This window comes from [Rhizobium] kunmingense (assembly GCF_977018605.1).
This window is the reverse complement of sequence record NZ_CDRNXG010000001.1, coordinates 2,198,241-2,216,473: the sequence shown is the minus strand read 5'-3', so window position 1 is coordinate 2,216,473 and position 18,233 is coordinate 2,198,241. Positions and strand designations below refer to the sequence as shown.

Here is an 18,233-nt window from a genome sequence, read left to right as displayed (position 1 = left end):
ACACTTCCAAAGGACATGCCATGCCTGCCGCAACGCCCCGCACCGTCTACCTGAACGGCGAATTCCTGGCCGAACACGACGCCCATATCTCGATCTTCGATCGCGGCTTCCTGTTCGGCGACGGCATTTATGAAGTCACCGCCGTGCTCGACGGCAAGCTGATCGACAGCCCGCTGCACATGACGCGGCTGGAACGCAGCGTTCGTGAAATCGGCGGCACTCTGCCGATCACGACCGACGAGATCGTCGCCATCGAAAAGCGTCTGGTCGAAGAGAATAACCTGACCGAAGGCGTCGTCTACCTGCAATACACGCGCGGCGCCGAAGACCGCAATTTCCTCTATTCGGAAGATCTGGCCCCGACGCTTTTGCTCTTCACCCAGGCAAAGACGCTGGAAAATGTCGCAGCCGTGGAAAAGGGCCTGAAGGTCAAGATAGTGCCGGACCAGCGCTGGGAACGCCGCGACATCAAGACCGTCTGCCTTTTGCCGCAGGTTCTGGCCAAGCGCATCGCCAAGGCGGAAGGCTGCGACGAGGCCTGGATGGTGGAAGACGGCTTCGTCACCGAGGGCGCTTCGTCGACCGCCTATATCATCACCCATGACGACCGCATCATCACGCGCGGCAACGGCAACGCCACCCTGCCGGGCTGCACGCGTCTGGCCGTGCTCGATCTTGCCCGCGAACAGAACCTGACGATCGAGGAGCGCCCCTTCTCGGTGGAAGAGGCCATGGCCGCCCGCGAGGCCTGCCTGACAAGCGCGTCTAACTTCATCGTGCCGATCACCATGATCGACGGCAAGCCGGTGGGCGACGGCAAGCCCGGCGAGATGTTCAAGCGCCTGCGCACGCTTTACATGGACAACGCCCGCCGCACCGCAGTTTGACGAATGGCAACGATTACCCGGCGGTCAGCGCGTTCCAGATACGCTTGACGATCGGCCGCCGGTTTTCCCGTGAGCGATAGAGCCGGATCTCGACATCGATGTCCCAGTCCGCATCGGCGGCGCGTATAAGCGTGCCGCCGGCAAGCTCGCTGGAAACAAGGCTTTCCGGCAGCCATGAAAGCCCCCATCCCGAAACGACCATGCCCTTCAGGCCGACCGAATGGCTGCCGACATGCACGCGGTTTTCTGCCGGCAGGCGCGTGGCAAGGCTGCTTGCCATCAGCTGGCCGAAGAAGGATGTCTTCTGGTAGCCGACATGGGCAAAGCCATCTGCCACCCGATGCAGTGGCCCGCCATCCGGACCGACCACCGACACCGGCAGCAGTGTTTCCGTTCCCAGCCGCACATGCTCGAACCGGCTGTCGAGCAGCATCGGCACGTCGGGATGCTGGTAGGTGAGGAGGAAATCGCTGTCGCCATCGACGAGCGAATTGAGGTTTTCGTCCATCGAGCCGGAATCGGGCCTGAGATGCGAAACGATCGGCCCGAGCCTGTCATTCAGCCCGCTCAACCAGCCGGGAAAGAAGGTGAAGGACAGGGTATGCAGCGCCGTCAGCGTGATCGTGCGCGCATCCGTGCCGTCCTCGATCTGCAGGTTGCGGCGCGCCTGATAGAGATTGTGCAGCGTCTGTTCGGCCACCGGCACGAAACGCTCGCCGGCTTCCGTCAGCCGCGAGGGATAGGTGGCGCGGTCGATAAGGCTGGCGCCGACCCAGGCTTCCAGCTGGCGGATGCGCCGGCTGAAGGCCGACTGCGTGACATTGCGCTCGTCCGCCGCCTTGGAAAAATTGAGCGTTCCGGCCAGCGCCAGAAAATCCTCAAGCCATTTGACTTCCACACCGCGCTCCCAGGGAAAAACCGCTTTCACGGCCTTCCATTGGTCCCAAAGGATGAGAAAATCAATCAGCCGGCGCGGCTATATTCGATCATCCGCGCCCGCGACAGCACCAGCTCGACACGGTTTTCCGCCAGCACATGCAGGCAGACGCGCTTCGTCCACGGCCCGTCCTTCAGCGTGAACAGAAAGCGCCCGCCGCCCAGCGACGTGAGCGGCATGCGCTGCCGCACCGGCCCGACGCCCATCACCAGATGATCGCCGTCGATGTCGAAAACGGCACCCTCGTCAGAAAACCAGCGGCCGGCAAGCCCCGGAGGCACGCCCTCATCGACAGCCGGCAGCAGCCGGCGGGCGGGATGCCCGATCTCGCCGACAAGCGCTGTCCCATCCATCTTCAGCCGCATCGGCGACGAAGCGGAAAACGACGAGGCATAACCGTCATCGTCTTCATAGACCGTATCATCGGCATCGAGCCAGGTGACGGTCGAGCCCTTCACCTCCGCCCAGAGCGGCCCTTCCTCGGAAACGTAAACACCATCGGCCAGAGCGGACGAGGCAACAGGAAGGGCAAGGCCGAAGAGTGCTGCCATGGCCTCCTGAGCGATTTTGTTACCATTGGCATCCTCGCGGTTCGACACGACGACGAAGCCGCAGCCATTCGTCTGGTCGAGCAGAAAATAGCTCTTGTAGCCGGGATGCGAGCCGCCATGGCCGGTAAATTCGCGACCACCGATCACGGTGCGACGAAGCCCGAGGCCGTAACCGCTCATCCGCCCGTCCTTCAGCGGCCGCGGCGCGGCAAGTCGGGCGAGCACGCCGTCGAAATCACCTTCGCCGGTAAGCAGCATACGCAGCCATGCGGCAAGGCTTATCGCGCTGCCGGTCATGCTGCCGGAGGCGGAAATATGCAGGCCGGCCGCCGAAAGCTGCCACTTGTCGCCATCATGCCAGTAACCGGGTGCGAGGCCCAAAACCGCATCGTTCCACACATCCGGCGCATCGAACACGGCACCGGCCGATGCCCCGGCCCTGACGATGAAATCGCGGAACAACAGGCCCTGGCGCTCCAGCGCCGCCTCGACGAGCCGGTAGCCGGTGTTGGAATAGGAGACTTCCGTGCCGGCCTCGTAATTCAGCCGCGTCTGACGTGCCAGAAGCTCGAGAAGTGGTGCCACCTTGGTTTCGGTGAAGACCGAAAGCCCGAGCAGCGTCAGGCATTCGCGCGTATCTGGCAGGCCGCCCGACATGTCGAGCGCCCGACCGACGGTAACACTCGCCATCGGCTCGTCGAGTTCCGGCAGATGTTGCCCGAGCCGGTCGTCAAGCGAGATGACCTCGGGATGCGAAAGCACCATGGCGCAGAAGGCATGCTTGGTCAGCGATGCATAGCGCACCACCGTATCGGCGGAAAACGGCACCATGGTCGAGAGGTTCTCGACGCCACCGGCAGCAGCAAGGCGGATGCCGCTGCCATCGAAGCCGACCACCGCTCCGCCGGGTTCATCGGAATTCCATGTGTCGGTAAACCGTCTGACGGCGGCTTCCGCCGCCTCCCAATGAGCCGTGATTGCCATATCGTGTCTCCAATGCCTGGGCGAATGCGCCGGAAATGTAACTCTGGCGGAAAGCGCTTGAAGTGCTCATATCAGGCGGGGTCGTAGGCAACCAATTCCGTTTTGTGCACTCGCCATTCGCGGAATGCATTTGTAGCATCGTGCCGGTTTGGCCTAGGACAATGACCAAGGCACGCCGACTGTTTTCAAAGGTTTTTCAAAGATGAGCATTCCCCATCCGGTCTTCGATGGTCACAACGACACGCTTCTGCGCCTGCGCCGCAGCGGCATCAAGGATCCGGCCGCCGCCTTCCTGAACGGCGACGGAACCGGCCATATCGATCTGCCGCGCGCAAGAGCCGGCGGACTGGCGGGCGGTCTCTGCGCCATCTACATCCCCTCGCCGAGCATGACGAAGGACGCCAACGGCGATTTCCCCGCCCCTGCCCAGCCGGACGCGCTCAACGAAACGCTGGCCATGGCGCGGCTTCTCTTCGATATCGAGGCACGCTCCGACGGTGCCGTCACCGTCTGCCGCACGGCCGCCGATATCCGACGCTCGATCGAGACCGGGAGCTTCGCCGCGGTCTTCCATATCGAGGGCGCCGAAGCCATCGCTGCCGATCTCGATGCGCTTTACGTGCTGCATCGGGCGGGCCTACGCACGCTCGGCCCCGTCTGGAGCCGGCCGAACATCTTTGCCTATGGCGTGCCGTTCAGATACCCGTCCTCGCCCGATATCGGCCCCGGCCTGACGGATGCCGGACGCGATCTGATCCGCGCCTGCAACGAGCTGAAGATCATGATCGACCTGTCGCACATGAACGAGGCGGGCTTCTGGGAAATCGCCAGGCTTTCCGATGCGCCGCTCGTCGCCTCGCATTCGAATGTGCATGCGCTCTGCCCGCATAGCCGCAACCTGACCGACCGCCAGCTCGACGCGATCCGCGACACCGGCGGCCTCGCCGGCATCAATTTCGGCGTCCTCTTCCTGCGCAACGATGCCGTCCGCGACCCGAACACCAGCATCGAGCTTCTGGTCGACCACGTCGCCTATATTGCCGACCGTATCGGCATCGACCACGTGGCGCTCGGCTCGGATTTCGACGGCACGACCATCCCCGCCGCCATGAAGGACGCAAGCGGCCTTCCGGTTCTGGTGGACGCATTACGCGCCCGCGGCTTCGATGGCGCGGCGCTGGAGCAGGTGTTGTGGCGGAACTGGGCCGATGTGCTGGAGAGGACCTGGGGCGGGTGAAGGCGCCCTCCCCGAATGCCCCGCGAAAGCTTGGTTCGCGACGGTAGCAGCACGCGTTGACAGCCTGTCAACCGAGTGTCCATGTGATGCCCTTGAAAATTCTGCTCGCGCTAGCAGCAGGCTAGCCCGCGAGGAAGAGATGAGGAAGAGATGAAGAACGGCTCATTCAAGGTGACGGTGTGCTTTGAGCAGCGCCCCGATGGCCGCCTTCGCGCCTGGAGCGATGATGTGCCGGGGCTTATCCTCTCGCACACCGATGCGGATGACGATCCTGCGACACACTGAAGCGCCAGACAATTTGGATATTCATCGGATATGTAAGAGAAAATTGGTAGCGGGGGACCGCTCTAGTTACTATCACCTACTCGAAACAGGCCAGTTCATAGACTTCGGATCCTGGCAGATCGCCTTGAAGCGGGCCGTAGCGAATTTCATGGTCAAGCCAAACGTGCCGCACCCTGCAAACAGTGAGTTAGCAACCGATCAGAGAAGTAGATCATAAGCAAACTTCCATCGTCACTCGAATCATGTTCTTCTCCCCATACAACTCTGGGGAGAAAAAATGACCGCTGAAATTGCGATCATCAATAAGTCGGCTATTGCGCTTGCGGCTGACAGCAAGGTTACGCTTTCCACCGGCGGCCGACAGAAAACATACGACACCGTAAATAAGCTTTTTTCTCTTTCAAAAACTGAACCCGTAGGGGCAATGATCTACGGAAACGCAGAATTTATGGGGTTTCCTTGGGAGACAATACTTAAGGAATACCGCCGAAGACGGCCTAAGAAGAGCTTCGACACACTATTTCATTGGGCTGATGACCTGAGGGACTTTCTAACTACATTTTTCGAATTTCCACCGACTGACAGCTTGGTGCTCGTGAGGAGCATAGGACGCACCGCGATATCTCAAATCATCAATAGGTATTTTGAGTTTCTGCAAACCAGCCCTAATGACGAGAATTTCCTCGACGACCTCCGCGAAGAGATCGAGCTGCACATAGCAGATCTAGAGGGCGAGGATGACTTTCTGACACAGGAAGAATGGGACGCCCTAGGTGAAGATTACGCCGCCGCTGTTAATGATGTGGTCGCCGGGATGCCGCCGCAACTGGAGCAGTTGGCAGACGAACTCAAGCGCCTAGTTGTCCTTGCTGTCAGAAAAAATAGGTCGACCACCGCGCATAGCGGCCTAGTCGTGGCAGGCTTCGGTGAAAAAGAGCTTCTTCCATCGATGGTCTGCTTTGAAATCGACGGGATCGTTGCGGGTCGGTTGAAGTACTTGAGAGCAGGCGCTATCGACGTAACACGCAAGCATTCCGGAACCATCGTTCCGTTCGCGCAGACTGATATGGTCTATCGCTTTATGGAAGGCATCGATCCTGACCACGCTGTTCAATTAAAGGACAATATTCACGCCTTGTTGATGAGCAATGCCTTTGACGTGGCCAATGCCTTGGCAACAAGCGAGGAACAGAAGGAAGCGTTCAAACCCGCACTAGAGGCGGCCGTTAACGCCGCCTTTGAAACATTTTGGCAAGAGGACAGGAACACTAGGCAGGAACGCTTCGCGCAACCAATCATTGACATGGTTGCAAGCTTGCCGAAGGACGAGCTAGCAAATCTTGCGGAATCGCTCGTGAGTCTTACCTCTCTTCAGAGAAAAGTGTCTCGCGAAATCGAGACCGTTGGCGGCGCGATTGACGTCGCAGTGATATCGAAAGGTGACGGCTTTGTCTGGGTCAAGCGAAAACACTACTTCGATCCGGACAGAAACTTACGGTTTGTAAACGGCTATTTTTCAGAGTATGCAGCTGACAACTCAGACGGAGACTAAAATGGCAACTCTTGATAAACGCGAGTCCGCGACAGGCAGACGAAGCCCATCAGATTCCAAGCTTCCATTGATTGCCCAGAAAATTCAGCGTGAAGAAACAACCAAAGCAGTCGTTGGCAAGGCTTCGAAGTCGTTCTCTGAAACGCTGAAGCGCGAATTGGAACGCAGTGCCCACTACTGAACGACATTCAAAAACAATTAGCTCCGTCTCTGGCGGGGCTTTAATTTTGGGGAGACTATAGAGCGCGTCGTTGACTATTCCACAATTGACAGCAGCCATTTGAAGAGCTGCACGAAGTCACGGCCCGTCTGGCCTAGGTCATCGAACACCGCCAGCGCCTCGTTGTAGGCGTAGATCACCATCAGCGTGACGACCAGCAGTGCAAGCCACGGCCAGATCGGCTTGCGATTTCGTATCGGCTTATCGTCTCCATCCGGAACGCTGGCGTTCAAAGATCAGCCCCTCCTGCTCGCTTCACACTGACCGATCATCTACGGCACCGAGTACTGCTGCACGGCCCGGTCAGGCAGGCCGTGAGCTTCAAAGTCCTACTCTTGGACAGCGTCAGGATCGGCAAGCCTGTCCAGATATGTAATCCCATCGCATCCAGGCACCGGCGCATCAAGTGATACAGTTTTAAATTGGTCGAATTCTCGGTTGTAAGATCTAAGAAAGCTGGCTGCTTCCTTGTCGATGTTCTCGACGAAGAGGGTGCCCTCCATTACCGCGAGTGACATTGACCCGACCACATCATCCCGAACGAATGTTGATTGCCACTGAGAACTGACCCGGCGTTTCCACCGAGAATTGACCCGCTTGTTAGGTATGTTTCGGGTCTGCGGTCGTGGTCAAGTTCCTCGTTTTCTCCTTTGTCGTTTTGGTGTCGTGCGCAGAGCTGTTCTTGAAGCGGAAGCTGTCGTTTCCGGTTTCAAGGATGTGGCAATGATGGGTAAGCCGATCGAGCAATGCTGTGGTCATTTTGGCGTCGCCGAACACGCTGGCCCATTCACTGAAGCTGAGGTTTGTGGTGATGATGACGCTGGTTCGCTCGTAGAGTTTGCTGAGCAGGTGGAACAGCATCGCACCGCCCGACGCGCTGAACGGCAGGTATCCAAGCTCATCGAGGATGACGAGATCGGAGTGGACGAGCCGATTGGCGATCTGCCCAGACCGTCCTTGCGCCTTCTCCTGTTCCAGCGCGTTGACCAGTTCGACCGTTGAGAAGAATCGGACCCGTTTGTGGTGATGTTCGATGGCCTGAACACCTATCGCGGTAGCAATGTGTGTCTTGCCCGTGCCAGGGCCACCGACCAGAACGATGTTGTTTGCATCGTCCAGGAAGTCGCAGCGATGAAGCTGTTGCACGAGCGCCTCGTTGATCTCGCTGCTGGCGAAGTCGAAGCCGTTCAAATCACGATAGGCAGGAAAGCGAGCTGTTTTGAGCTGATAGGCAGTCGAACGAACTTCACGTTCCGCGGTCTCCGCCTTGAGGAGCTGCGACAAGATCGGAATGGCAGCCTCGAACGCCGGCGATCCTTGCTCAGTCAGTTCGCCGACGGCTTGTGCCATGCCGTGCATCTTCAGTTGCCGCAGCATGATGACGATAGCACCGCTTGCTGGATTATGACGCATGGCGGGCCTCCGTCTTTCTCAGGGCATCGTATCGTTCGACATTGGCCTTGGGCTCGTTGATGAGCGTCAAGGCTTGCGGCGCATCAATGGTCGGCGGCGTGAAGGATTTGCCGTCGACGAGGCGATGCAGCAGGTTCAGTACATGCGTCTTGGTCGGAATCCCGGACTTCAGTGCCATATCGACCGCCGACAGGACGGCCTGTTCATCGTGCTGAAGGACGAGCGCCAGGATATCGACCATCTCGCGGTCGCCACCCGGCTTCTTCAGGAGATATTGCTGCAAGGTCCGGAATGCGTCCGGTAGCTCGACGAATGGTGCACCATTGCGCAGAGCGCCGGGCTTACGCTGCACCACCGCCAGATAGTGCCGCCAGTCGTAAATGGTCTGTCCCGGTCGGTCATGGGAGCGATCGATGACGCGACGATGCTCGCAAACGATCTGTCCTTCCGCAGCAACCACGACACGATCCGGATAGACCCGCAGGCTCACCGGTCGATTGGCGAAGGACGCCGGGACGCTGTAGCGATTGCGCTCCAGATGGACGAGGCAGGTCGGTGAGACACGCTTGGTGTGTTCGACAAACCCATCAAACGGCCGGATAACGGGCATAAGCGCGCGTGCTTCCTCCGCCCAGATGTCGGCAATGGAGCCACGCATCTGGCCGTGTGGGGTCTGCGCCCAGATCTCCTTGCAGCGCTGCTCGAGCCAGTCGTTCAGAGCATCCAGCGATGGAAAGCGCGGCGTTGGCTGCCACAGACGATGACGCGCGTCCTGAACGTTCTTCTCGACCTGTCCCTTCTCCCAGCCGGAAGCCGGATTGCAGAACTCGGGTTCGAACAGGTAGTGGCTGGCCATCGCCTGGAAGCGGACGTTGACGTCACGCTCTTTGCCACGGCCGACCTTGTCGATCGCGGTGCGCATGTTGTCGTAGATGCCACGACCGGGGATGCCTCCGAACACGCGGAATGCATGGTTGTGGGCGTCGAAGAGCATCTCGTGGGTTTGCAGCAGATAGGCCCGCACGATGAAGGCGCGGCTGTAACTCAGCTTCGTGTGCGCCACCTGTAGTTTGGTGCGCTCGTTGCCGATGATGGCCCAGTCTTCCGACCAGTCGAACTGGAAGGCTTCACCGGGATCGAACGCCAGGGGCACATATGTCCCGCGACCCGTCGTCTGCAATTCCCGCTGCCGATCATCACGCCATTCCCGAGCAAATGCCGCCACCCGATTATAGGAACCCTCATAGCCGAGGCTCATCAGATCGGCATGCAATTGCTTCATCGTCCGCTTCTGTTTGCGGTTCTTCTTGGATTCGGTCTTCAGCCAGGCCGACAACCGATCTGCAAACGGATCAAGCTTGCTCGGCCGCTCCGGCACCTTGAACTTCGGCTCCACGCCGTCCAGGCGAAGGTATTTGCGAATGGTATTCCGGGATAGGCCGGTCCTGCGGCAAATCTCCCGGATCGATAGATGGTCTCGAAAATGCCAGCGTCGGATCACGCTCAATAACGCCATGTCGATCACTCCATAGCCCCCGCTGAAAACATGCGAGGGAAGGTTGGAACATGGGTCAATTCTCAATGGAAATATCAGGCCACGCCGGGTCAGTTCTCAGTGGAAATCAACAAATGAACGTCGAGAAGCCCATCTGACGCGCCTTCATCACGATGTTCAGATAGTGCAGATCGTCGAGCAGCTTCTCCTGAGCTGCGTTCATCTGAAACAGCACGACGTTGCCGTACTTGTCTTCGATGTAATACAGGTTGTTCAAGCGCCAGCGGCGATCAGCCCAGCGCTCGACCATTTCCTCACTTAGTGCGGGTGCGCCCATCAATCGCCTGCATCAACGCCATCACGCTGTCACCCGCCTCAACCGTCGTCTTCTGATCGATATCCAGCTTGTCGCCGTATTTCTTCGGCTGCAGCTTCGAGGCCATCCACTGCCGTGTCTTGATGCGAAGATCAGACCGGCGCAGCGCCTCACCGTTCTCCTGCCATCCGACGTTTTCACCGTCTGAGTTTCGCTTCTCCATCCAATCGTTCCGCCCGTCGTCGGCGATGTCGATCATGTCGTCGAAAAGAGCGTCGGCCTGCATTTCGCGTGCGCGCGCGTACTTGGTCCGGAATGCCGCGTTTTCATCATCAGACAACCATGCAAGCACGGTCGATTTCGCAGGCATCGTGTCGTCTTCGCAGATCGACCGAAGGCTCTCGCCATCAGCTATCCGGTTGCAGATCGTATCGACTACTCTGTCAGTGAACTTTGATGGCTTTGCCATATCACAAATTCCGATTTGTCCGCTTGCGCCGGTAAAATGGGAGGGATTGGCGTCCCCCGGAGCGGCCGGCTGGTTCTAAGCCGCGAGCGAAACCTTGTTTCCATTTATGAGCCCTGGGATCGGTCGCCCTAGGCTGGCATTCCCGCTCCTTCGAAAACTCAGAAGGGGTGATTGCAGGCGAAGGGGCAGACCATTCTCACCCCTGGCTTAAGTTGCACCCGACCGATCCGGCAACGCCACAACCGATCGGGCAGCATCATTGTGAAGCGCGTCACGAGGCAATCCCGGCCTGGACCATTGTTCTGGCAGACGTGCATTGATCGGTACCGCGAGACCGAAGAGCGCGAGCAATAGCCTCGACGTGGAAGACGGGATTGCTTGAGGTCACCTCAATCAACTGCCCATCGATCAGAATTGCCGAACCAGAAGCCGTCTTGACGATCTTCGCGAAGACGCTGTCTTCGATGAACTGCTGAAACTCCTTTTCCCGCTGCGCAGAAAGGTCGCCGGGGAGCGCGTTCATGGACTGCCCGCTAAGCATCCTGTTCGCCCTCCACTTCGTCCTGGCCCAACGGGCTTGTCACGCCTTTTGCGCCCGGCGGGGGCGGCTTCGGCTTGCCGGCACCCTTCAAGAACGACACTCGGCGATCAAGGATGCCGGCGAAGTCCTCAGTCATGCCCTGCCGCTGCTGGGGAACAAGGCTGAGGATCATAATCATGGCGTCATAGGCCTGAGCCTTCGGCGCGAGGAACGCGACCTGACTGCGCAGCGCCTTGATCTCATCGCTGGCGCGCGAAGCCATGGCAATGAATTCCTGCCGGTCGACGACGTTTTCGTCTTCAAGGCTCATCAGCGATTCCCTTTGATTAAATTCAAAGATTGAGCGAATTTCTCATGCCAGGCGTTTTCGGTACGGGCATAGGCTAACTCAGGGGATGAAGTTGACAGAAGAAGTCACAACCGAAGATACCAAGACGAAGCGCCCCGAGAATAAGAGCGTATTGGTTCGCTTTCAAAATTGGGTTCCAATAGGCTCAGGCATCCTAGGCTCAATATCTGCTCTCGCCTCCGCTGCAGCGGCGATATTTGCTTACCAGCAGGTTGCGGCATCCAACGAAGCACTTATCGCTGCGGACAGAAACCGATCGTTCGTCGAGCTGATCCAAAGCCTCGAGGATCTTTGCGGATGGTATTCGATACCCGATCAAGTGACGCGGCGGTACGCGATCACGAACACTCGCAAATTCCCCCAGGAGACGACCATCTATTTCGACGAGAAATCCCCAGGGCTGCTGACGTTTAATAAGGCCGAGCACAACACCGAGGAATTAAGAAATGCGTTATCCGAAACTTCGAAAAAGGTGCAGATTCTGAATATCTGGCTCAATGAAGACAGGGCGCTGGTCCTCAACGAAGCATGGCGCTTGGTATATAATGACTATGTCCGGACGCACGATGGAGAGCATGCCGAGGTAATAGAAATGCTGACAAAAGAGACCTTTTGCAGAGTGACGGTAGGCTTTCTGATGAGCTGGTATCGCGATCCAGAAAACAACCTCATTCCCCCAACTGTCGACAGCATCAAATACGACTACATCTCGTCCGATAAAAGCGGAATGGTCACTTTGAAATGAGGCGCGCGAGCCTGCCTCCTTCACTGAGGCGTAGGGGGCCTTTGCATGGAAGTGGTTTTGGTGCTGATCGGGGCAGTTGCTGGCGCTCTTGCCGAAAAGGTGTTCGCGCATCCTAATGCGAAGAGATGGATGGACAGGGTCTTGGGGGGAGGCAGCCTTAGGATTTGGGAAGCCGCCAGATGGGTGCTGGGAGCCGCCTACAGACTTTCGAAATTCCTTGTCGTGTTGTGCTCCGGCTACTTACTTCTCATGGCATCGATCGGCATAACCTTAGCGATCATCTTCGGTTCAGCCGATAGGACTGGCTCGCCACCTCCCCCATCCTTGAACGAGGCGTTCGTTCTCGCCTTCTTTGTGTTGGCGATAAATCTTGCGGTTTACTGGTTCGCCGGATGGACGTGGCGACGGTTTATAAAGCGAAAGCAAAAACCTCGCGACCCTGACAACGAGCCGCCAGAGCCGTTAGGTTAATCCCGAGACGTCCGCGGCATCCATGCCTTCGAATTCTGCGCGCTGCGTATCGCTGAGCGATTTTTCGGCGCGAGTATACTGTACTCCAGCAATCCCGATCTCCCTTCATATGAGGATACACGGTAGCCAGTTCGCGGCGACAACCATTCGCCGTGTACTGGACCCTTGTAGAAGAAAGGAGGTGATCAATTGATCGAACACATGAACGACCTACTGCCTCTGGCGTACTTCGTGCTAGCCGCTCTCGACGTCTATCTGAAGCACAGAAAGAAGAAGACCGTCCCGTGACTAATCGGCAGGCCGCCTCACGGGCGGCCCATCGCCCCTCAAAACGCAAATCACCGATTATTTCACGCAAAATGGCATTTGGAGCCAACTATGCCAAGCAATTTCTAGGAAATTTCACCAAGAATTTGCCATCTGCTAGCCAAATCACACATTGGCCGCGATCCATGCGTCGGTGATAGCCGTTTCGAACCGCTTCCGCGCTGTCTCGTCACTGCGGCCGATGTATTTGCCAATGACGCCGAACGACAATTCGAACGAACGCCACCACAAGATCTGCCAAGCGGCTCGATCGAGGTGACGCACCCATGCCAGCGCGTGAAGGCAATCGGATATGTCTGCAGGCGATGGCTGGAAGCGGGGTCCGATGTCTTCGACCGCGGCGTAGGCGGTGACGGACTCCTGCACGTAGTCCGGGGATGATGATTTGACGATGAAGAACCGTCGCTCCCGGTCGGGCATGGCGCGCAGCGTCCTCATCGCCGTCATCAAGCGCCCCTCGACGTCCGTGCGCGAAACCTTGACCTTCGACGACTTTACGCGCGGGGCCGGCGTCCGCGGGGGCTGCGGTGGCAGCTTCATGCGGGCCGTCGGCATGCGGCTGTCTTCTGGCAGAACCATACAGCCAGGCGGCGGCAGGCCCACCGGCTTCTTCTGCTTCTGTTGACGCTTTAGTTTGATCTTCGGCATCCGGTTCTCACAATCTCGACCGGTTGCGCATCCACTTTTCGTGAGCGGCGCGGTCTGCTTTCTGGCGGCGTTGATGGTTTTTCTTCGCGCGTCGTTCGTCTCTCCATCCGCCGGGAGCGAACCATAGGATGGCGAGGAAGGCGACGATGCAGGCCGGCCAAAATATGAACTGAGCCCATAGGAGATTGATCATGCTGCTTGCTCCCACTCGCGCCAGCCGGCGCCGTCTTCGGATTGGATGAGATTGGTCGGGACGATGCAGCCCGGCTTGCCTGGCGCTGGGCCCCATTTTGTCGAGGCCCATCTGCCTTCGCGCCGCCCGTACGTCAGGCGCTTTGTCCATGTCGCATCGTCGACGACGGCCGGCGTGACCGATAATGCCTCTGCGGCGTTGTTCCAGCTCTCGCCGTTGAGAAATTTGGAGGCATGCCGGATGAACTGAGGTTCCTTGCCGACGACCTCGGCTGCGAATGCGCGAAGGCCAGCCATGATCGTGTCGAGCGAGGCCACGGCGCGAGCTTTGAGGAACGCCTTCAGGGCATCCTTCTTCTCGACCTTGCGGGGATAGGCAGGCCAGAAGGTTTCGTTGAACTCAGCTTCAAGAGCTTTTTTCTTCGAAACGGCCTCGTTCACCTTCGCTGCCGACGGCTGCGATGAGGAAGAACCGTAAGGTTCTATATTATTGAGATTCTGAGCTTCTGAGATTGGTTGAACATCGGTTGAACCATCGTCCGACACTTGTTCAAGTCCACCACTGTTTTTCCTACGTTTTTTCGCAGACTTTTTCCCCGCCTCAGATTGCTTCCTCAGCATTAATGCTCTGGAAGTGAATGCATCCTCGCACCTCAAATTCCAAAGTCCGCAGTCGAGACGAACGATCTTTTCGTCCTGGATCAGGTCAGCCAGAACCTTCTTAAAGACGCGGATATCGGCACCGCACATGCGCGCCAAACGCTCGTCGGATTGCTCCAGCGCTACCCCGCGATTGTACATTTCGTTGAGCAGGATCGTGTAGATCCCTATCTCCTGCGCCTTCATTCCCCGAACGCCGCCGAGGAAGTCGTCTTGAAACCACTGCACATACGGCAACAGGCAATGACGATAATCTGGGACGTAATCTGCGCGCATGGTCAGAACGACCTCGCTGCGTTCCGAACGGCCGAAGACGCGATGTCGACGAAAAGGTCGATCGTCTTCACCGACCCGTTGCGTTGCTTCGCGATGATGAATTCGAGCTTGTTCTCGCACTCGGCAAGCTTATCCAGGCGCTCCATGTCGGCGTCTGGATCCTTGCCCTTATCCTTGGCGAGGTAGTAGGCCTCACGGTAAAGGAAGGCGACCGTGTCGGCATCCTGTTCGAGCGATCCGGAATCGCGCAGGTCCGCCAGCATCGGCTTCTTATCTTCCCGGCTCTCGATACCGCGGCTGAGTTGGGATAGCGCCACCAAGGCGAGGTCGTTTTCACGGGCGATCTGGCGCAGGCCGGCCGATATCTCCGAAACCTCGTTATTCCGGTTCCCAGAGTAGCGCGAGGAAGCGGAAAGAAGCTGCAGGTAGTCCACGATCAGCAGGTCGATCTTCTTGCCGTCCTGAGCCGCCACGTCCTGCATGCGGTCGAGCTTGACCCTAAGGTCTGCGATCGAGAGGCCTGGCTGTTCCTCGATCCAAAGTGGAAGCTTGTTGAATTCCTGCTTGGCAGCGACAATCGCCTCGAAATCATTCTCGGCAACGCGGCCGGTGATCAGGTCGTTATATGGAACCTTGATGTTCCAATCGAAAGCGATGTCTGTCAGCGCGCGCATGGCAAGTCGGCCGGACCTCATCTCCAGCGAGACGAAGCAGACGCCGGCACCGGATCGAGCGGCCTTCATGCCGACGCCCAGCGCTACCGCCGTTTTGCCCATACCGGGGCGTGCGCCAAGGATGACCATCTCACCCTTGTGGATGCCGCCGGTGGCCTGGTTGATATCGGCAAGGCCCCACGTGATGCCGGTAAGGCCGGTGCCAGACGTCATAGCCCGCTGCGTTTCTTCCAGCGCCTCGTCAGCGGCTTCGGACAGCGAATAGCGTGTCTTTCCCCTGCCTGCGCCACGAAGGCCTGAGGCTACATCATCGAGCGCACGGGTTGCGGCCCTGATCAGCGCCGCGGCATCAACCGACGGATCAGTCGATGCGAGCCGCACCCGATCCGCCTCGATACCTGTCGTGATCCGGGCCCACTGCTGAATGAGGTTTGGAACGCTGTGCTTAAGGCTCAGCGCCGTCGAGCCGGCGAGATTTGCGAAGTACTCGCGAAGCGGCGCCTTCATCTCATCCGACAAACGTTTCACGTCTTCCGCCGGCACCATGCGATAAGCGAGGTCGAGCTTCGACGAACCGTACTGGCTTGCGGCCAGTTCGATCGCCTCATAGATCCGGCGGTGGATCGGGTGAAGGAAATGCTCGGGGCGAACGACGCCCTGGACGGACGAATGATGCCCCGTCAGCAGCAGAGATCCGAGAACCTGCTGTTCAAGCTCAGGCACAAAGCCGGTTTTGTCGATGTCGATGCTTACGGCTGGGAGATGCATCAGGCCCTCCCCTCGCGTGCATGCGCGTGAGAGGCGCGCTTCATTCCAAAACCTCAGCGGGCGTAGGCACAACTGGCGGATAGAGGTCTGGGCGAAGGTCGGTCCTGCTAATCCCAGTTGCTCGCTCTACGGCCAGGACACGGGTCGGAGGCACTTTTTTCCACTGGCAAACTGCCTGAGCAGTTACGCCTACCCGGCGCGCCAACTCAGCCGGTCCACCTACAGCTTTCAAAGCTTTCGCTAGTGACATCGCACATCTCGCTTGAATTTAAATCAAGCCGATTAAAGCCGTTCTTTACTATGTTTTCAAGCACCGCTTGGTTGAATTCATAAAGCATGCCTTTATGATACGAATATCATTGAGGAATTTTATCATGCCGAAGAATACTCTCGGAAGTGAGATCAAGGACGCGCGTAAGCGTGCAGGCCTGACCCAAGCGGCAGTCGCTGAGAAAATGGGTATTAGCGTTCAAGCGGTTAGCCAATGGGAAACCGATAGGACGATCCCGAACTACAAAAACCTTTCCGACCTTCGGCACGTAATTGGCCTCGCCCTCGATAAGCAAATCACCACAGCAGACTTCGTCCACGGGTTACACTCTTCGTGGGAAGCTCCAGCTGTTGCCGTTAGAGCCCCCATCGTCCAATGGAAAAATCCGGAGGAATGGTCGTCGTTAGAATCGGACGAAGAAGAAGACCCGTTTAGCTGGGTCGCGGACGATTTTCTTGAGATCAGATGGAAACCCGTAGGCGACGTTTTCGCTCTGAAAATAAACAATAATCTTCTGAACCCGGATTTCTCAATAGGAGATTTCATCATTATCGACACCGGTCGAGCACCAGAGCGAGGCGATATCGTTGTGGTAGAAATGGCGAACAAACGCGTCTACTTCGGCCGCTACATTCCGATGGGCACAGACGAGTACAGAGCGCCCATATTTGAGCTACATCACAACTCCGATACAAGAAACAGCCCGTACCGCCGGATAGATCAGGAAAACCCAGGCAGGGTGATCGGAGTGGTCAGAGAGCAACGCCGCTATTTCCGGATGGACTGATTTTTTATCAAGCGCGACTTGACGTACAATTCAAGCGGTGCTTTATTTGGCTCCAACAACGGAGCTGAACATGCACCTCAACGTCAATCCCGTACTGCATGCGATCGAGGCGCACCGCGCTTCAGTCATCGCTGACGAAGCGACATTCGACCCTGATGGGAACTCTTTCGATCAAGCGGAAAGCGATCGCGCCCAATCTGCCGAGATTGATGCGTTTCGCCATTTCGTCATGCTTCCGTGCCTTACGGCAGACGACGTGCAGAGCAAGATTTCATATCTGCTCAATGGTACCGTAGGCGACCGTGACACCCTGTTCAGTTGCCTTGATATGCCGGAGTATGGCGGCAAGGACTACGCGCTGGCGGAGCCTTTCCTCCGATCGCTCGTGGTCGAGGGGGCGAAGTGATGAACATGCTGACCTCCCCCACCGTGAAAATGTCGAGCCGCGAAATCGCGGAGTTGACAGGAAAGCGCCACCCAGACGTCAAGCGCGACATCGAGCGCACTATGAAGGAGCTTGGCGTAGATGTGAGCAGTTTTGCTCACATCTATCGTGACAGCATGAACCGCGAGCAGACGGAGTATGTCCTAGACCGCGACCACACCGAGACAGTGCTTCTCAGCTATAGTGCCGAACTCCGTCTTCGGGTCGTCAGGCGCCTGCGCGAATTGGAAGCTGGCGCTAGCCGTCCACCCACGACGACCGAGACCTTGATCCAGATGCTGACGCTTCAGGCCGAGGTCGAGCGGCGCCAGGCTGAGCAAGGCGAGCAGATTGCAGCGCTCAATTCGCAGGTCTCCCTGATCACCCAGGCGCATACCGTCTTGGAGAAGATGCCGACCGATTGCGAAGGCATTGAGCGGATCCGGAAGCGCATGAACAAGGAAGACGGCCTGTCTATGCCGGTGGTCGACAAGATCATGCGGGATAGCCCGTACGCGCCGACGGTGCGCGTGCTGGTCCGCAACACCCATGCCGATGGCGTCCATAATTCCGGATTTTCAAAGAAGGAGGTTTCGGCCATCTTTCGGCGCTTCGTCGACGAGTGCCAGCACTCGGCCGGCCACCTTCATACCCATCCTTACGTCGAGGGCCGGTTCAAGTTGGACCTACAGCCGAGTCAACCCCTTGTTAACCATAAGGATAATGCGCCGAGTTAAATTTGAAACTTTTCTCG

Annotated in this window: 23 protein-coding genes; 10 read left to right on the top strand and 13 right to left on the bottom strand. The window is 57.9% G+C overall.

Annotated features, from left to right (window positions below):
• Window positions 1-20 precede the first annotated feature (20 nt).
• Window positions 21-887 carry a D-amino-acid transaminase gene (locus AC0JZ4_RS10490; protein WP_471886321.1) on the top strand — a complete coding sequence of 289 codons (867 nt, stop codon included), beginning with the start codon at window positions 21-23 and terminating at the stop codon, window positions 885-887.
• 13 nt (window positions 888-900) lie between these two features.
• Here the strand turns inward: AC0JZ4_RS10490 and AC0JZ4_RS10485 are convergent, their stop codons facing one another.
• Window positions 901-1,815, bottom strand: coding sequence for a LysR family transcriptional regulator (locus tag AC0JZ4_RS10485; protein WP_471886320.1), 915 nt, complete (start codon window positions 1,813-1,815; stop codon window positions 901-903).
• Window positions 1,816-1,850: 35 nt separating this feature from the next.
• Entirely contained in the window at window positions 1,851-3,359 is a 1,509-nt protein-coding gene (locus tag AC0JZ4_RS10480) for a serine hydrolase domain-containing protein (RefSeq protein WP_471886319.1), read from the bottom strand.
• 202 nt (window positions 3,360-3,561) lie between these two features.
• Here AC0JZ4_RS10480 and AC0JZ4_RS10475 point away from each other — a divergent pair, with 202 nt between their 5' ends.
• The 4 genes from AC0JZ4_RS10475 to AC0JZ4_RS10460 all read left to right on the top strand — a co-directional run bounded on the left by AC0JZ4_RS10475 (window position 3,562) and on the right by AC0JZ4_RS10460 (window position 6,614).
• Window positions 3,562-4,596, top strand: a complete 1,035-nt coding sequence (locus AC0JZ4_RS10475; RefSeq protein WP_471886318.1) for a dipeptidase — start codon at window positions 3,562-3,564, stop codon at window positions 4,594-4,596.
• Between the two features lie 150 nt (window positions 4,597-4,746).
• A complete protein-coding gene (locus AC0JZ4_RS10470; protein ID WP_471886317.1) occupies window positions 4,747-4,881 on the top strand; it encodes a hypothetical protein in 135 nt (44 codons plus the stop codon).
• A 277-nt stretch (window positions 4,882-5,158) separates the two neighbouring features.
• Entirely contained in the window at window positions 5,159-6,433 is a 1,275-nt protein-coding gene (locus tag AC0JZ4_RS10465; RefSeq protein WP_471886316.1) for a hypothetical protein, read from the top strand.
• A 1-nt stretch (window position 6,434) separates the two neighbouring features.
• A complete protein-coding gene (locus AC0JZ4_RS10460) occupies window positions 6,435-6,614 on the top strand; it encodes a hypothetical protein (RefSeq protein WP_471886315.1) in 180 nt (59 codons plus the stop codon).
• Window positions 6,615-6,688: 74 nt separating this feature from the next.
• On the opposite strand, the gene AC0JZ4_RS10455 is transcribed toward AC0JZ4_RS10460, so the two are convergent.
• From AC0JZ4_RS10455 to AC0JZ4_RS10425, 7 genes are all read right to left on the bottom strand, one after another.
• Window positions 6,689-6,886, bottom strand: a complete 198-nt coding sequence (locus AC0JZ4_RS10455) for a hypothetical protein (RefSeq protein WP_471886314.1) — start codon at window positions 6,884-6,886, stop codon at window positions 6,689-6,691.
• A gap of 367 nt (window positions 6,887-7,253) precedes the next feature.
• A complete protein-coding gene (gene istB, locus AC0JZ4_RS10450; RefSeq protein WP_094513296.1) occupies window positions 7,254-8,066 on the bottom strand; it encodes an IS21-like element helper ATPase IstB in 813 nt (270 codons plus the stop codon).
• Window positions 8,056-9,582, bottom strand: coding sequence for an IS21 family transposase (istA, locus tag AC0JZ4_RS10445; RefSeq protein WP_471885053.1), 1,527 nt, complete (start codon window positions 9,580-9,582; stop codon window positions 8,056-8,058). Before istA ends, istB begins: the two co-directional genes overlap by 11 nt.
• Window positions 9,583-9,688: 106 nt before the next feature.
• Window positions 9,689-9,898 (bottom strand): hypothetical protein, encoded by a 210-nt coding sequence (locus tag AC0JZ4_RS10440; RefSeq protein ID WP_471886313.1) that lies wholly within the window; start codon window positions 9,896-9,898, stop codon window positions 9,689-9,691.
• Entirely contained in the window at window positions 9,876-10,346 is a 471-nt protein-coding gene (locus AC0JZ4_RS10435) for a terminase small subunit-like protein (RefSeq protein WP_471886312.1), read from the bottom strand. The genes AC0JZ4_RS10440 and AC0JZ4_RS10435 overlap by 23 nt, the downstream gene beginning before the upstream one ends.
• A 271-nt stretch (window positions 10,347-10,617) precedes the next feature.
• A complete protein-coding gene (locus tag AC0JZ4_RS10430; protein ID WP_471886311.1) occupies window positions 10,618-10,869 on the bottom strand; it encodes a hypothetical protein in 252 nt (83 codons plus the stop codon).
• Window positions 10,870-10,879: 10 nt separating this feature from the next.
• Window positions 10,880-11,197, bottom strand: a complete 318-nt coding sequence (locus AC0JZ4_RS10425) for a hypothetical protein (protein WP_471886310.1) — start codon at window positions 11,195-11,197, stop codon at window positions 10,880-10,882.
• A gap of 91 nt (window positions 11,198-11,288) precedes the next feature.
• Between AC0JZ4_RS10425 and AC0JZ4_RS10420 the strand changes: the two genes are divergently transcribed.
• The gene (locus tag AC0JZ4_RS10420) at window positions 11,289-11,981 is read left to right on the top strand and encodes a hypothetical protein (protein ID WP_471886309.1); all 693 of its coding nucleotides are present in this window, start codon (window positions 11,289-11,291) and stop codon (window positions 11,979-11,981) included.
• A 45-nt stretch (window positions 11,982-12,026) separates the two neighbouring features.
• Window positions 12,027-12,452 (top strand): hypothetical protein, encoded by a 426-nt coding sequence (locus tag AC0JZ4_RS10415; protein WP_471886308.1) that lies wholly within the window; start codon window positions 12,027-12,029, stop codon window positions 12,450-12,452.
• A 432-nt stretch (window positions 12,453-12,884) separates the two neighbouring features.
• Here the strand turns inward: AC0JZ4_RS10415 and AC0JZ4_RS10410 are convergent, their stop codons facing one another.
• The 4 genes from AC0JZ4_RS10410 to AC0JZ4_RS10395 all read right to left on the bottom strand — a co-directional run bounded on the left by AC0JZ4_RS10410 (window position 12,885) and on the right by AC0JZ4_RS10395 (window position 16,247).
• Window positions 12,885-13,427 (bottom strand): DUF6362 family protein, encoded by a 543-nt coding sequence (locus tag AC0JZ4_RS10410; RefSeq protein ID WP_471886307.1) that lies wholly within the window; start codon window positions 13,425-13,427, stop codon window positions 12,885-12,887.
• 189 nt (window positions 13,428-13,616) lie between these two features.
• On the bottom strand, window positions 13,617-14,555 hold the full coding sequence (locus AC0JZ4_RS10405) for a YdaU family protein (protein WP_471886306.1): 939 nt from the start codon (window positions 14,553-14,555) through the stop codon (window positions 13,617-13,619).
• A 2-nt stretch (window positions 14,556-14,557) separates the two neighbouring features.
• Window positions 14,558-15,997 carry a replicative DNA helicase gene (locus tag AC0JZ4_RS10400; protein WP_471886305.1) on the bottom strand — a complete coding sequence of 480 codons (1,440 nt, stop codon included), beginning with the start codon at window positions 15,995-15,997 and terminating at the stop codon, window positions 14,558-14,560.
• A 40-nt stretch (window positions 15,998-16,037) separates the two neighbouring features.
• Entirely contained in the window at window positions 16,038-16,247 is a 210-nt protein-coding gene (locus AC0JZ4_RS10395; protein WP_471886304.1) for a Cro/CI family transcriptional regulator, read from the bottom strand.
• A gap of 124 nt (window positions 16,248-16,371) precedes the next feature.
• On the opposite strand from AC0JZ4_RS10395, the gene AC0JZ4_RS10390 reads away from it, so the two are divergent.
• From AC0JZ4_RS10390 to AC0JZ4_RS10380, 3 genes are all read left to right on the top strand, one after another.
• Entirely contained in the window at window positions 16,372-17,055 is a 684-nt protein-coding gene (locus tag AC0JZ4_RS10390) for a helix-turn-helix domain-containing protein (protein ID WP_471886303.1), read from the top strand.
• 70 nt (window positions 17,056-17,125) lie between these two features.
• A complete protein-coding gene (locus AC0JZ4_RS10385) occupies window positions 17,126-17,461 on the top strand; it encodes a hypothetical protein (protein WP_471886302.1) in 336 nt (111 codons plus the stop codon).
• On the top strand, window positions 17,461-18,216 hold the full coding sequence (locus AC0JZ4_RS10380) for a Rha family transcriptional regulator (RefSeq protein ID WP_471886301.1): 756 nt from the start codon (window positions 17,461-17,463) through the stop codon (window positions 18,214-18,216). The genes AC0JZ4_RS10385 and AC0JZ4_RS10380 overlap by 1 nt, the downstream gene beginning before the upstream one ends.
• Window positions 18,217-18,233: the final 17 nt, after the last annotated feature.